Genomic DNA, 14508 nt, shown 5'->3' on the forward strand with positions numbered 1-14508 from the left:
CAATGCTCAGGCGAGCACGACGTGGCCGTCGACCACTGCGACATCGACGCCGCGCAGCGATTCGCCCTTGCAGGGGCCTGCCACGCAGAGGCCATCGTCGAGCGAGAAGCTCGCGCCGTGCGCCGCGCACACCAGATCGCCGGCCTTCGAGCGCAGGAACTGTCCGGGCGCCCAGTCCAGCCGGCGCCCGGCATGCGGACAGATGTTCAACCACGCGCGCACGCGCTCGCCCTCGCGGAAGAGCACCAACGATTCCGGCACCCCCTCGAGCATCACTTCGATTTCGGCGAATCCACCGTCGGCGATGGTGTCGAATGCCGCCAGCGGCGCGGCCCTATCACACGGATTTAACGAACGCATTACAACTCCAGAGCGGCCTCGACCGATACTGGGCACCGGCCAATCGGCCGCATTGTGTCACGACGATTCTGGAACCCATGTCCAAGCCCTTCTTCCGCGATCTGCACGCCCGGTTCGACGCCTCCGGTGTCCGCGCGATGTTCGCGCCGCGCAAGCCGCGCCATCCGCTGCTGCGGATTGCGCTCGGCCTCGTCGGCGTCGCGATGCTCGCCGTGCTGCTGGTGGTCGGTGTGTTCGTCGGCGCGGCGATGATCCTGTTCGGCATCGCCCGACGCCTGCTGGTCCGCCAGCCGGCGCCGCGCCGCGATACGCGCATTGTCGACGCCGAGTACCGCGTGGTCCGCAACCGCGACCATCACGCACTGCGTTGAATCCCGCGCGCCGCCGAGCGCCGCGCCCGTTCTGTTTTCCCATCAACCGAGTGCGCCGCATGGCGCGAAAGGACCCGCGATGACTGCATCCGCGCGCGATGTCGTGCCCGCCATCGAACCCGTCCGCCTGTCCGTCCGCGGCGGCGGCACCTATCCCGTGCGTCGCGTGTATTGCGTGGGCCGCAACTTCGCCGATCACGCCAAGGAGATGGGCGCGGAAGCACCGGCGTCGAAGGCCGCGCGCGGTACACCGGTGTTCTTCGCCAAGCCGGCCGATGCGGTGGTGCTGACGGCGGAGGTGCCCTATCCGTCCGCGACGCAGGACCTGCACCATGAAGTGGAGCTCGTCGTCGCGCTCGGCGCCGATGCCCCACCCGGCGAACTGCCGGTCGACGCCGCGCAGGCGCTGGTCTTCGGCTACACCATCGGCCTCGATCTCACCCGCCGCGACCTGCAGGCCGCGGCCAAGGCCAAGGGCCTGCCCTGGGATATCGCGAAGGGCTTCGATGCCTCCGCACCGGTCGGTGAACTCGTTCCCGCCGCCGATGTCGGTGCGCTCGCATCGCGCACCCTGTCGCTGGACGTCAACGGCGAGCGCCGGCAAGTCTCGACGCTCGACCAGCTGATCTGGGATGTGCCCGAGATCCTGCACGAAATGTCGAAGCTCTTCGCGTTGCGCGCCGGCGACCTAGTCTTCATGGGCACGCCCGCCGGCGTGGCCGCACTGCAGCCCGGCGACCGCTGCGTGGCCCGGCTCGACGATGTGATCGAGCTGTATCTGGAGATCACTCCGCAGCGGCTATAGTCGCCGGCGTTTTCCACGCACAGTGCAGGAGTGATCCATGGGCATACTTGCCGAGTTCAAGGAGTTTGCAGTCCGCGGCAACGTCATCGATCTCGCGGTCGGTGTCGTGATCGGCGCCTCGTTCGGCAAGATCGTCACCGCCCTGGTCGACCAGATCATCATGCCGCCGATCGGCTGGCTGATCGGCAATGTCGATTTCACCGAACTGGCCATCACCCTGCGCGAGGCGACGCTCGATGCCGCCACGGGCGAGGAGATTCCCGCCGTGACGATCGGCTACGGCATCTTCATCAACACCCTCATCCAGTTCGTCATCGTCGCGTTCGCGATCTTCCTCGCGGTGAAGTTCATCAATCGCCTCAAGCGCAAGCAGGCCGAGGCGCCGCAACCGGCTAAGCCGGCCGAGCCGAGCGAAGAAGTGAAGCTGCTGCGCGAGATCCGCGACTCCCTGCGTCCGCAACCCTGACGCAGCGCTCCAGATCATGCTTTCGCAATCCGACGGGCCGCGCGCGACAATGCCGCGGCCCGTTTCTATTTCGCCGATCCTTTTATTGCTGGAGTCGTCCGTATGCGCGTCCCGTCCATCAGGCCACTGGCCATTGCCCTGTTGTCGACCGCACTGCTCGCAGGGTCTCCCGCGTTCGCGCAATCGCGTGAGGCCGCGCCGCTCTCGCCGGCCGCGCTCGAAGAGGCTGCGCAACTGCGCGAACGCGCCGCGCAGGACGGCACCGCCTATGCGCTGATCGAATCGCTGACCACCGAAATCGGTCCGCGCCTGCCCGGCAGCGAAGCGGATGCGCGCGCCGTCGCCTGGGCCAAGGCGCGCTTCGAGGCGCTGGGCTACGACAAGGTGTGGACCGAGCCGGTGACGTTCCCGAAGTGGGAGCGTCGCAGCGAACGTGCATCGGTTGTCGGTGCGCATGCGCAGCCCCTGGTGATCACCGCGCTGGGTGGCAGCCCGGCCGGCGACGTCACTGCCGAGCTCGTCCGCTTCGACAGCATGGCCGCGCTGGAAGCGGCGGAGCCCGCAAGCCTGCGCGGCAAGCTCGCCTTCGTCGACGTGCCAATGGCGCGCTCGCGCGACGGCAGCGGCTATGGCGCTGCCGGCCCGGTCCGCGGCCGCGGTCCGTCAATCGCCGCGCGCAAGGGCGCGGCCGGTTACCTGATGCGCTCCATCAGCACCAGCCCGCATCGTGTCGCCAACACCGGCATCACCCGTTTCGATGCCGACGTCACCCCGATTCCCTCGGCCGCACTGTCGCTGCCCGATGCCGACCAGCTCGCACGCCTGCTCACGCGCGGCCCGGTGCAGGTGCACCTGGCGCTGGATGTCGGCTGGAACGGCGAGTACACCTCACAGAACGTCATCGGCGAGCTCACGGGCCGCGAAGCGCCTGACGAGATCGTGCTGATCGCGGGGCATCTGGATTCCTGGGACCTGGGCACCGGCGCGGTCGACGACGCCTCCGGCGTCGGCATCACAATGGCCGCCGGGCACCTGATCGCGCAGCTGCCACAGCGTCCGCGGCGTACGGTGCGCGTGGTCGCATTCGCGAACGAGGAGCAGGGCCTGCTCGGCGCACGCGCCTATGCAGAGGCACATGGCGGCGCCGAGGTCATCGCCAAGCACATCATCGGCGCGGAGAGCGACTTCGGCGCCGGCCGCATCTACGGCTTCAACACCAGCGCCCCGGCCGGCCAGCGCGCGACCAGTGACGCGATCGCCGAGGTCCTGCGCCCGCTCGGCATCGACTACCTGCAGGACAAGGGCAGCCCCGGTCCCGACATCTCTCCGCTGGCCGCGAAAGGCGGCGCCTGGGGCTGGCTGGGCCAGGACGGCACCGATTATTTCGACCTGCACCACAACGCCAACGACACCTTCGATAAGGTGGACCCCGACGCGGTCGCGCAGAACACCGCCGCCTACGCCGTGTTCGCGTGGCTGGCAGCGGAATCGCAAGCCGGCTTCGGCAGCGCGCCGAAGTCGCAAGAGACACCGGAACACTGAAACCGCGTCGTCGCACCGTGCATGCGCGCGGTGCGATTTAACACGGGGCGTTTAAGCGCGGCTGTGTTGAATCCATTGCGCGAGCAGCACGGCCGTCGCCGATGCGACGTTGAGGCTTTCGACCTTGCCGCTGCCGGGAATGCCCAGTCGCAGGTCGCAGGCCTTGGCGAGTTCGGGATCCATGCCCTCGCCTTCGGAGCCGATCACGAACACCACCCGCTCGGGCAGCGGGCGTGCGAACACGCTTTCGCCGCCGCGCACGACGGTTGCCGCCATCGAAAAGCCCACGCTGCGCAGTTGGGCGAGCGCGTTGTCCTCGCGGCCCAGGCGCACGAACGGCACTGATTCAGCGCCGCCCTCCGCCACACGTGCCGCCGCGCCGGACAGCGCCAGCGGCGAGGTCTTCGGCAACAGGATCGCGCCGACGCCGAAATGCGCCGCCGAGCGCAGGATCGCGCCGAGGTTGTGCGGATTGCCCACGCCATCGAGCCATAGCGCGCAGACCGGACCAGCCGGCAGTGTCTGCAGCCAGTTGCCGAGCGACTGCGGCGCCTCGCGCAGGACGTCGGCGACGACGCCTTCGTGATGCGAGCTGGCGGCGAGCTTGCGCAGGTCGTCTTCGGCGACGACGCGATAGCCGACCCGGTTCGACGCGCACCATTTCAGCAGCGGCTGCAGCTGCGGAATGCGGGCTTCGAGCAGATAGAGCTTGCGGATCGCCTCGGGCCGACGCGCGAACACCGCTTCGATCGCGTTCCGGCCGTAGAGCCGAAGCTCGCGAGCCGCCTCTTCAGTTGCCGGTGATACCGCCGGCTGCGCGGGGGGCTCCCGACGGACGTCCGCCTTGCGGAGCTCTGGGTTGCGGGGGTCTACGTTCCGGGCACCGCCGCTATGGCGGGCCCAGGGATTCTCGCGGGTCATGTGCGTTCCGATTCGATGCGGTGGGTGGCGCGGATGTCGTGCCAAAGCTCGGCGTTGCGAATGCCGAGCGCGTCGGGATCGAAGACTGGATCGACGCCCAGTGTCTGCTGCGCTTCGTAGTCGCGCAGCGCGCGCAGGGCCGGCCGTTGCAGGATCAGGATCGCGATGATGTTGAGCCAGGCCATCAGCCCGACGCCGATGTCACCCAGCGTCCATGCCATCTCGGCCGTGCGCAGGCAACCGAAGGTCACCGCGGCCAGCAGACCCAGGCGCAAGGCGAAGATCATCCAGGGGCGGTGCATGCGCCGATTGATGTACGCGATATTGGTTTCGGCCATGTAGTAGTAGGCGATGATGGTCGTGAACGCGAAGAAGAACAGCGCCAGCGCGACGAAGCTTGCGCCCCAGCCGGGCAGCACCGATTCCACCGCGGCCTGGGCGAACGACGGCCCCACCGCAACGCCCGGCAAGGCTTCGTAGAGCATGGCGCCCTCACCGCCCGGCGCCACGACGTTGTACATGCCCGTCGAGAGGATCATGAAGGCCGTCGCCGAGCACACCAGCAGCGTGTCCACGTAGACCGAGAAGGCTTGCACCAGACCCTGCTTGGCCGGATGCGACACCTCGGCCGCGGCCGCGTGGTGCGGACCGGTGCCCTGTCCCGCCTCGTTCGAATAGATGCCGCGCTTGACGCCCCATTCCACGGCCAGACCCAGCACCGCGCCCATGCCGGCTTCCAGGCCGAAGGCGCTGCGGAACACCAGGCCGAACATCTCCGGCAGCGCGGCGGCATTGATGAACATGATCACCAGCGCGATGAGGATATAGGCCAGTGCCATGAACGGCACGACCAGTTCCGCGAACCGGGCGATGCGCTTGACCCCGCCGAAGATGATGAAGCCCAAGCCGACGACGATGATCGCCGCCGCGACCGCAGGCGCGGTGCCCCAGGCGGTATTGGCCGCCGACGCGATGCCGTTGGCCTGCACGCCCGGCAGCAGGAAGCCCGCCGCGACGATGGTCACGATGGCGAAGATCCACGCATACCAGCGCTGGCCCATCGCCTTTTCGATGAAGTAGGCCGGACCGCCGCGGTAGCGGCCGTTGTCGTCCTTCTCCTTGTAGATCTGCGCGAGCGTGGATTCGACGAACGCGGTGGACGCGCCGAGAAAGGCCATCACCCACATCCAGAACAGCGCACCCGGGCCGCCGAAGGCGATGGCCGTGGCGACGCCCGCGATGTTGCCGATGCCGACGCGCCCCGACAGCGACATCGCCAGCGCCTGGAACGAGGACACGCCGGCGTCCGACTTTCCACCGGCCAGCATCAGCCGCACCATTTCACGCACCTGCCGGACCTGTACGAAGCGGGTGCGGATCGAGAAGTACAGACCCGCGCCCAGACACAGCCACACCAGCGGCGGGCTCCAGATGATGCTGTTGAGTCTCTCGACGATCGATTCCACGCGCTGCTCCCCGTTGCGGCCGCCCCCACGTGGACGTCGCCCCGATTCTCCACCAATCGCCGGTAAACACGAAACCGGCGCGGTGATGCGCGTGCTCAGTCGCGCAGCAGGCCGAACATGCGCAGGTCGCGGAAGCCATCTGGCTTGCGGATCGCATGCCGCAGGCGACCTTCCTCGACGAAGCCACTGGCGAGCAGTACCCGGGCCGACGCGGGATTGCTGTCGAGCACGCTGGCCTGCAGCCGATGCAGTGCGAGCGCGTCCATCACCCAGGGCACGTAGACCGCGAGCACGCGTCGCATCACGCCCCGGTTCCAGTGCGCGCGGCCCAGCCAGTAGCCGAGCTCCGCCATGTGCGTGCGTTCGCCGCCGGCGGTGTGGCGCACGCCGACACTGCCGCAGGCCTCGCCCTCGATCTCGATCGCCAGCACCGGCTGCTCGAAGTCCACGATCCGTCCGGCGAGAAACGCCTCGCCGTCGGCGCGTGTATACGGATGCGGGAAGCGCTCGCTCAGGCCGCGGTTGATCGCCGGATCATCGGCATGCCGCAGCAGCGCCTCAAGATCATCGCTGCGCCAGCGGCGGAGCACGAAGCCCTCGCCGCCCAGGCGCACCGCGTTCCAGCGCCCGGCATCAGGCATGGCCACTGACCGCCGGGGTCTCGGCTTCCAGGCGCTCGAGTTCCTGCGCCAGCGCATCGGGCGAACGCGTGAACGGCGCGAGCAGCGCATAGAAGGCCGGCACAACGAACAGCGACAGCAAGGTGGAGAACGCGACGCCGAAGATGATCACCACGCCGATCGTCGCCCGGCTCGCCGACCCCGGCCCGCCCGCGACCACCAACGGCACCGCGCCGACGATGGTCGCCGCCGCCGTCATCAGGATCGGGCGCAAACGCACCGCGGACGCTTCGGTGATCGCGTCGCGCACGCTGCGCCCATCGTCGCGCAGCTGGTTGGCGAACTCGACAATCAGAATGCCGTTCTTCGCCGCCAGACCGATCAGCATGACGATGCCGATCTGGCTGAAGAGATTCAGCGTGCCGCCGGTCGCCCACAGGCCGAGCAGCGCGCCCAGGACCGCCAGCGGCACGGTCAGCATGATCGACAGCGGATGGATGAAGCTCTCGAACTGCGCGGCCAGCACCAGATAGACGATCAGCAGCGCCATCGCGAAGGTGAGCAGCACCGCGCCGCCGGCCTCTTGGAATTCGCGGCTCTCGCCCTTCCAGTCGATCTGCGCATAGTCAGGCAGTTCCTCGGCCGCGACCTGGCGGGTCCATTCGATCGCCTCGCCCATCGTGTAACCGGGCGCCAGGCCACCTGCGATGGTGATCGCGCGCAGGCGGTTGAAGCGGTTGAAGCTGCCGGGCTCGGCGATCTCGCTCAGCGTCACCAGGTTCGACAGCGGCACCAGCGCATTGTCGCGGCCCCGCACGAACGTGTCCGACAGGTCGGACGGCGTCATGCGACGTTCGCGGTCGGCCTGCAGCAGCACGTCGTACTCCTCGCCGTTGTCGACGAAGGTCGTGACCTGGCGCGAGCCCATCATCGTCTCCAGCGTGCGGCCGATCTCCTGCACCGACACGCCGAGGTCGGCGGCACGCGCGCGGTCGATGTCGACGCGCATCTGTGGACGCGTTTCCTTGTAGTCGGAGTCGGGATCCTGGATGCCGGGATTTTCGCGCATGCGCGCGAGCATCCGGTCGCGCCATTGCGCGATCTCGGCATAGTCCGGACCGCCGAGCACCAGCTGGTACCGCTGGCCGCGGCTGCTGATCAGGCCGCCCGGCACGTTGGCGCGCACCTGCACGCCGGGCAGATCGGCGAACTGGGCGCGCAGGTCCTCGACGACCTCACGCGTCGACACGTCGCGCTGGCGCCAGTCGTGCAGGAACACGATGACCTGACCGTTGTGCATTTCCTCGCTGCCGCCCCAGCCGCGCGGCACGCGCGAGTTGGCACGTTCGATCGGCTTGTCCGGTCCGACCAGCCCGGCGAAGATCGATTCCACCTGCTGCATCTGTCCGACGGTGTAGTCGAAGCCCGCGCCCTCCGGCCCGTCGACCGCGACGAAGAAGCGGCCACGATCCTCCGCTGGCGACAGCTCGCTCGGCACCCGCCAGAACAGCAGCAAGGCGGCGACCAGACATGCGCCGATCGCCAGCGCCAGCAGCAGGATCAACTTCGGTCCGCGCAAGCTGACCAGCGACTCCACCCGGCGGCCGTAGCCGGCGCTGAGCCGGTTGAGATGCCGGTTGGTCCAGGCGTTGAAGCCGGTCGGCTTGCCGTGTTTGCGGACCAGCTTCGAGCACATCATCGGGGTGAGCGTCAGCGCGATGAAGGCCGACAGCGCCACTGCGCCCGCCAGTGTCACCGACAGTTCGCGGAACAGGCGTCCGGAATTGCCCTCCATGAAGCCGACCGGCAGAAATACCGCCACCAGCACGGCCGTCGTCGCGATGACCGCGAACGCAACCTGCGCGGTGCCGCGTCGCGCGGCGACCAGTGGGGGTTCGCCCAGATCGGCGCGGCGCTGCACGTTCTCCAGCACGATGATCGCGTCGTCGACGACCAGGCCGATGCACAGCACCAGGGCGAGCAGGGTCAGCAGATTGATCGAGAACCCGAACACGTACAGCGCGGTGAACGCGGCGATCAGGCAGACCGGCGCGGTGACCGCGGGAATGATCGCCGCGCGCAGGCTGCCGAGAAACAGCCAGATCACGACGAACACCAGGGCCATCGCCTCGAACAGCGTCCAGTAGACGCGGGTGATCGCCGAGTCGATGAAGACGGTGTTGTCGGCGGCGACAAAGATCTCCGTGCCTTCGGGCAGCGTGGCCTGGATCCGCTCGGCTTCCTCGCGCGCCGCGCGGGCGACATCGAGTGCGTTCGCGGTCGAGGTGCGCACGATGCCGAGACCGACGTTCGGCACCGAGTTGCTGCGCATGTAGGAGCGCCGCTCGGCGGTGCCCAGCTCGATGCGCGCGACATCGCCCATGCGCACGACGTAGCCGTCGTCGCCGCGGCGCACGGGGATCTGCGCGAACTGCGCAGGTTCGCGGTAACCACGTTCGACGCGCAGGGTGAAGTCGCGCGTCTCCGATTCGATGTTGCCGGCCGGCAGTTCGACGTTCTCGTTGCGCAGCGCGGCCTCGACATCGGAGGCCGCGACGTCGCGCGCGGTCATCGCGTCGCGGTCGAGCCAGATCCGCATCGCATAGCGCTGGCTGCCGCTGAGCTGCACGCGCGCCACGCCGTCGAGCGACGACAGCCGGTCGAGCACGTAGCGATCGGTGTAGTCGGTGAGCTCGAGCGTGTTCATCGTGCTCGAACGCAGGTTGAGCCACATGATGGCGTCGGCGTCGGCTTCGACCTTGGAGATCTCCGGCGAATCCGCCTCGACCGGCAGCCGGTCCACGACCCGGCTGATGGCGTCGCGCACGTCGTTGGCGGCGGCCTCGATGTCGCGCGTGAGGTTGAATTCGATGGTGACGTCGGCGCGGCCGTTGCGGCTGCGCGATTCGATCGTGCGGATGCCCTCGATGCCCGCCAGCGCGTCTTCGAGGATCTGGGTGATGCGGGTTTCGACCACCGCCGCCGAGGCGCCCGGGTAGCGCACGTCGACCGAGACGATCGGTGGGTCGATGTTGGGCATCTCGCGCAGCGTCAGCCTGCTGAAGGACATGATGCCGAGCACCACCAGCAGCAGGCTGATGACGACCGCAAACACCGGCCGCTTGATGGCGACATCGGACATCTTCATGGAGCGTCGCCCTCTGCCGCGGCTGGTTCGTCAGCCGGTTGCGACTTCGCTTCCTGCACGGTGCCCTCGACGATCTTCATGCCCGGCCGCAGCTTGCCCGTGCCATCGACGACGATGCGGGTGCCCGGCTCGATGCCTTCGACGATCTCGGCCAGACCCTGACCGCGCACGCCCAGCGTCACCGGAGCCTGCTCGACGGTTTCATCCTCGCGCACGCGATAGACGAAGGTGTCGCGGCCGACCTGGATGACCGCGATCTCCGGGACCATCAGCGCCTGGCGCTGACGCTGTTCCAGCTGGACCTGGATCAGCATGCCGGGACGCAGCCGGTCGCCGGGATTGTCGAACGCGGCGCGCACCGCGATCGCGCGCGTATTGGGGTCGACGCGCGAATCGACGATCTGCACCACGCCTTCCACGGTTTCGCCGGGGTAGGCAGCGCTGCTGCCGAACACGCGCTGCCCCGCGCTGATCGCGGCCAGACGCACTTCGGGCACCGGGAAATCCACGTAGACGGTGGAGATGTCGTCGAGCGTCGCGATCGCCGTGCCCGGCGTGACCAGCGCGCCCGGGCTGACCTGGCGCAGGCCCAGCACACCGGCGAACGGGGCGCGGATGGTGCGGTCGCCGATGTCGGCGCGCATTTCGGCGACGTTGGCACGGGCGCTGTCGCGGGTGGCGCGCAGCGTATCGATCGACGCCCGCGCGATCAGTTGCTGGCCGACCAGCTCGGTGCCCCGGACGTACTGCTGTTCGGCTTCGGTGGCCGCCGCCTCCGCCGCGCGCAGCGCCGCCTGCTGCTGGTTGCCCGACAGCGTGACCAGCACCTGGCCAGCCGTGACCCGGTCACCGCTGTCGAAATGCACACGCTGCACGGTTTCGCTGACCTTGGCGGTCACCGTCACCGACTCGCGCGCATTGACCGTGCCGAGCGCAGCGATCGAATCATTCCATTCGCGAGGCTGGACCTGCGCCGTGGTCACCGGCACGGCTGCGCCGCCGGCGCCGGGGCCAGGTGCCGACGGTTGCGCTGCGCCGCCGCAGCCCGCGATCAGCAGCACGCACACGAGAAGAGGCACGGCGACAGCGCGGCGCGAAGGGAAACAGGAGAGCAGATGCATGAACAGGGAGCGCCTGGGAGAGGGTCGAAAAACCGCCCGATAGTACCCGCTGCCCCGTGACGCCGACCCATGCCATCAGTGGGTCGTATTCCGGCGCGCAACGTGTCAACCGCTGGCACCGTCACGCGTTATGGCCCAAGGTGGAGCCCCGCGCTCAGCGCTTTTGCGAGGGTTCCCCCATGGCCCTGTACGACAGCATTCTCGACACCATCGGCGGTACGCCCGTCGTCCGCCTGCATCGGCTCGCGCCCACCAACGTCGAGCTCTACGCCAAGGTCGAGTCGTTCAATCCCGGCGGTTCGGTCAAGGACCGGCTGGCCCTGGCGATCATCCTAGATGCCGAACAGCGCGGGCTGCTCAAACCCGGCGACACCGTCGTCGAAGCGACCTCGGGCAATACCGGCGTGGCGCTGGCGATGGTCTGCGCGGCGCGCGGCTACAAGTTCGTCGCCACGATGGTCGAGACCTTCTCGATCGAACGCCGCAAGCTGATGCGCGCCTACGGCGCCAAGGTGATCCTCACCCCCGCGGCCGAGCGCGGCAGCGGCATGGTGAAACGCGCGAAGGCGCTGGCCGAGGAGCACGGCTGGTTCTGGGCCAGCCAGTTCGAGAACCCCGCCAATCCCGCCTACCACCGGCAGACCACGGCGGCCGAGATCCTGCGCGATTTCGCCGGACGCCGGCTCGACCATTTCGTCACCGGCTGGGGCACGGGCGGCACGCTGACCGGCGTGGGCGAGGTGCTCAAGGTCGCGCGCCCCGAAGTGAAGATCACCGCCTGCGAGCCGGCCGGCGCAGCGCTGCTGCAGGGCGGGGAATGGGCGCCGCACAAGGTGCAGGGCTGGACGCCGGACTTCGTGCCCGGCGTGTTGAACCGGGAGATCGCCGCACAGGTACTCTCGATCGACGATGCCGTCTCGATAGAGACCGCGCGCCGGCTCGCAGCTGAAGAAGGCATCTTCGTGGGTATTTCCGCCGGCGGCACGGTGGCCGCGGCGCTCGAAGTCGCGAAGACCGCGCGCGACGGCGACGTGATCCTGGCGATGCTGCCCGATACCGGTGAGCGTTACTTCTCCACGCCGCTGTTCGCCGACATCAACGAAGGCTCCGACGACGACTGGTTGGCCGGTCTGCCGTGACCAGCTGACCACCAGCGTGGACCCTCCTGTAGGAGCGCGCTCGCGCGCGATGCGAATGGCCTCTGAAGCCCCTCGCGCGCAAGCGCGCTCCTACACGGTTGCGCTCTTGCGGGCCGAGCACTCAGCCGAGCCAGATCGCCAGTCCACCGCCGACGATCACCAGCGCGAGCACCCAGCCCAGCCAGCCGTAGCGGCCGCTGTCGCCGTACACCACGGTTTCCTCACGCGCTTCGCGCAGCAGGGGCGAACAATGGCGGGCCACCGCGTCGCGGGCTTCCTCTTCGCTGAGGCCGGGCTTGGCGTCACGCAGGCGACGCGCGGCATCGAGGGTATTGCCGGTCGCGATCTTGGCCGCCACCTCACTGGGCAGGGTTTCGGCGCCCACTGGTTCCGCCGCCGGATCCCGCCGATACGGATCGTCATCCTCAAGCGTCGACCCCGGATCTCGCGACAGGCGTGCGATCGCATCGCGCGCGTCATGCTGCCCCAGTCCGGGATTGGCGTCGCGCAAGGCCTTCACGGCCTCGGCCGGGCGCCCACGGCGCAGGGCGTCGTGCACCGGCAAGGGCACGTGCAAGCGGCTGCCGGTCTGGGAAGCGGCCATCGTCGATCCTCCAATGGACATCGCCAGACAGCCTAGGCGAGGCGCGGTGACGGTCGGGTCGCCGAAGCCCGATACCGGATCTCAGTCCAGCGACTGCGCCGGTGACGACCCGACCATTTCGAAGAGGACGCGGCCGCTGGCGCGACTGCGAGTGGTGATGGGAAACAACAGCCCGCCGCGCACGGTCCGCCGGTGATCCACCGAGAGCACCAGCCCTGCAGGCACCGGCTGCATCACCACGGTGACGACGTCGCGCATGCGGGTCTCGCCTCCGTTCCACCAGTCGCGATCGGTACGCAGCAAGCGCCGGCCGTCGATGCAGGCATGTGCCCGCATACCCGGCAAGGGCCAGGATTCGCCCAGCGCGACCGCGTCTCCGATCGGGGCGCCCGATGCCGACATCGCCTGCAGATGAAGCGATGGGTTGGCAGCCGCTTCGGCATCCTCCGCGACATCGCGCAGCCGCACGCGCGGGGCACCGTCGGCCAGTGCCGGCGGAATCGTCCATCCCTGCCATCGCAGCACAGCGGCGAGATCCGCGAAGTCTACGATCCACTCACCGCGGGCGGCCTCGCGCACGCCGCGGGTCGCCACGTCACCCGCGAGTTGTGGGCAGACGGCACGGGTCGCGCCGGGATGCGCGTGTTCGGCATCGAAGGCGGCTTTCACCGTTGCCGCATCCAGCCCGTCGATCCGCAGCGTGGTGCAGGCCGACAGCGAAGCGCAGATCAGAATCACCGCGAGACGCGTCACCCGCCGTGTCCCAGCCTGACCGCGGCCGGCAGCGCGCATGGTCGTCGCGATGCGCGCGGGACGCTCAGCCTTCCCACTTGCCCAGCGCCGCCAGGCCGTTCGCCCTGGCACGCGCATGGACCGTGGACTGGGCCTTGGCGACGTTGTTCACGAGATCCTGCGACCACAGTTCCAGGGCCGCCTGCTGCATCGCGCGGCCGTAGGAGAACGACAGCGGCCACGGGTTCGGGCCGAGGCGGTTCATCGCATCGAGATGCGCGGTGGCCAGTTCGTCGGACTGTCCGCCCGACAGGAACACGATGCCCGGCAGGATCGCCGGCACCGACGACTTCAGGCACATCAGCGTCGCTTCAGCGACTTCTTCGACGTCCGCCTCTTCGTCGCTGTCCTTGCCCGGCAGCACCATCGAGGCCTTGAGGATCGTGCCTTCGAGCATGACGTTCTGGCTGTAGAGCGCATCGAACAGACCGCGCAGCACGACCTCGGTCACTTCGTAAGAGGTCTGGATGTCGTGGTCGCCATCGAGCAGCACTTCCGGCTCGACCATCGGCACGAGCCCCTGTTCCTGGCACAGCGCGGCGTAGCGCGCGAGCGCATGCGCGTTGACGTCGATGCAGGTGCCCGAGGGCATGTCCTCGCCGATGGTGATGACCGCGCGCCACTTGGCGAACCGCGCACCGAGCTTGTAGTACTCCTCGAGCCGTGCACGCAGGCCGTCGAGGCCTTCGGTCACCAGCTCGCCAGGGAAGCCCGCCAACGCGTGCGTGCCCTTGTCGACCTTGATGCCTGGAATGATCCCGTTCTGGGTGAGGTACTTCGCGAACGGCAGGCCGGCCTTGGTCGACTGGCGCAGGGTCTCGTCGAACAGGATCGCGCCGCTGATGTACTCCGAGAGCTTCGGCGTGGTCAGCAGCAGCTCGCGATAGGCGCGACGGTTCTCTTCGTTGTTCGGAATGCCGACCTGCGCGAAGCGCTTGCCGATCGTGCCCGTCGACTCGTCGATGGCGATGATGCCCTTGCCCTTCGCCACCATGGCCTGGGCGGTTTCGGCAAGCTGTTCGATGCTCATGACGGGGTTCCGGGATCGCGACGGGAAAGGGCCGCGATTATAGCCCGGCGCACCGGCCGGGCTTTCGGAGGCACTAGGTCGCGGACGCGGGCTTCTTCCGCCGGCCGCGACCGCACGCGCAGG

13 protein-coding genes and 1 pseudogene are annotated in these 14508 nt (G+C 68.5%); 5 read left to right on the plus strand and 9 right to left on the minus strand.

Annotated features, from left to right (window positions below):
* Positions 1-6: 6 nt before the first annotated feature.
* Entirely contained in the window at positions 7-360 is a 354-nt protein-coding gene (locus J2X52_RS08510; RefSeq protein ID WP_310151561.1) for a Rieske (2Fe-2S) protein, read from the minus strand.
* A 77-nt stretch (positions 361-437) separates the two neighbouring features.
* On the opposite strand from J2X52_RS08510, the gene J2X52_RS08515 reads away from it, so the two are divergent.
* The 4 genes from J2X52_RS08515 (at position 438) to J2X52_RS08530 (ending at position 3544) form a co-directional block, all read left to right on the plus strand.
* Complete coding sequence (locus tag J2X52_RS08515) at positions 438-731, plus strand: hypothetical protein (protein ID WP_310151563.1); 294 nt, start codon at positions 438-440, stop codon at positions 729-731.
* A 79-nt stretch (positions 732-810) separates the two neighbouring features.
* A complete protein-coding gene (locus J2X52_RS08520; protein WP_310151565.1) occupies positions 811-1536 on the plus strand; it encodes a fumarylacetoacetate hydrolase family protein in 726 nt (241 codons plus the stop codon).
* A 37-nt stretch (positions 1537-1573) separates the two neighbouring features.
* Positions 1574-2002 carry a large-conductance mechanosensitive channel protein MscL gene (mscL, locus tag J2X52_RS08525; protein ID WP_310151567.1) on the plus strand — a complete coding sequence of 143 codons (429 nt, stop codon included), beginning with the start codon at positions 1574-1576 and terminating at the stop codon, positions 2000-2002.
* Positions 2003-2119: 117 nt separating this feature from the next.
* A complete protein-coding gene (locus J2X52_RS08530; RefSeq protein WP_310151863.1) occupies positions 2120-3544 on the plus strand; it encodes a M20/M25/M40 family metallo-hydrolase in 1425 nt (474 codons plus the stop codon).
* Between the two features lie 51 nt (positions 3545-3595).
* Here J2X52_RS08530 and J2X52_RS08535 read toward each other — a convergent pair.
* The 5 genes and pseudogenes from J2X52_RS08535 to J2X52_RS08555 form a co-directional block, all read right to left on the minus strand.
* Positions 3596-4327, minus strand: a pseudogene (locus J2X52_RS08535) (TrmH family RNA methyltransferase); the annotation flags it as partial.
* Positions 4328-4461: 134 nt separating this feature from the next.
* Positions 4462-5931, minus strand: coding sequence for an alanine/glycine:cation symporter family protein (locus J2X52_RS08540; RefSeq protein ID WP_310151570.1), 1470 nt, complete (start codon positions 5929-5931; stop codon positions 4462-4464).
* 95 nt (positions 5932-6026) lie between these two features.
* Positions 6027-6572 (minus strand): GNAT family protein, encoded by a 546-nt coding sequence (locus J2X52_RS08545; RefSeq protein ID WP_310151572.1) that lies wholly within the window; start codon positions 6570-6572, stop codon positions 6027-6029.
* The gene (locus J2X52_RS08550; protein ID WP_310151575.1) at positions 6565-9699 is read right to left on the minus strand and encodes an efflux RND transporter permease subunit; all 3135 of its coding nucleotides are present in this window, start codon (positions 9697-9699) and stop codon (positions 6565-6567) included. Before J2X52_RS08550 ends, J2X52_RS08545 begins: the two co-directional genes overlap by 8 nt.
* Positions 9696-10778 carry an efflux RND transporter periplasmic adaptor subunit gene (locus J2X52_RS08555; protein ID WP_310151578.1) on the minus strand — a complete coding sequence of 361 codons (1083 nt, stop codon included), beginning with the start codon at positions 10776-10778 and terminating at the stop codon, positions 9696-9698. The genes J2X52_RS08550 and J2X52_RS08555 overlap by 4 nt, the downstream gene beginning before the upstream one ends.
* Before the next feature lie 221 nt (positions 10779-10999).
* Here J2X52_RS08555 and cysK point away from each other — a divergent pair, with 221 nt between their 5' ends.
* Positions 11000-11959 (plus strand): cysteine synthase A, encoded by a 960-nt coding sequence (gene cysK / locus J2X52_RS08560; RefSeq protein ID WP_310151582.1) that lies wholly within the window; start codon positions 11000-11002, stop codon positions 11957-11959.
* A gap of 121 nt (positions 11960-12080) precedes the next feature.
* On the opposite strand, the gene J2X52_RS08565 is transcribed toward cysK, so the two are convergent.
* From J2X52_RS08565 to J2X52_RS08575, 3 genes are all read right to left on the minus strand, one after another.
* Positions 12081-12563 carry a hypothetical protein gene (locus J2X52_RS08565; protein ID WP_310151585.1) on the minus strand — a complete coding sequence of 161 codons (483 nt, stop codon included), beginning with the start codon at positions 12561-12563 and terminating at the stop codon, positions 12081-12083.
* Positions 12564-12644: 81 nt separating this feature from the next.
* Positions 12645-13316: a hypothetical protein gene (locus J2X52_RS08570; RefSeq protein WP_310151588.1), complete on the minus strand. Its 672-nt coding sequence runs from the start codon at positions 13314-13316 to the stop codon at positions 12645-12647.
* 64 nt (positions 13317-13380) lie between these two features.
* Complete coding sequence (locus tag J2X52_RS08575) at positions 13381-14385, minus strand: class I fructose-bisphosphate aldolase (protein ID WP_310151590.1); 1005 nt, start codon at positions 14383-14385, stop codon at positions 13381-13383.
* Between the last annotated feature and the right edge of the window lie 123 nt (positions 14386-14508).

The organism is Luteimonas sp. 3794 (assembly GCF_031456825.1).
Lineage (GTDB): Bacteria > Pseudomonadota > Gammaproteobacteria > Xanthomonadales > Xanthomonadaceae > Luteimonas.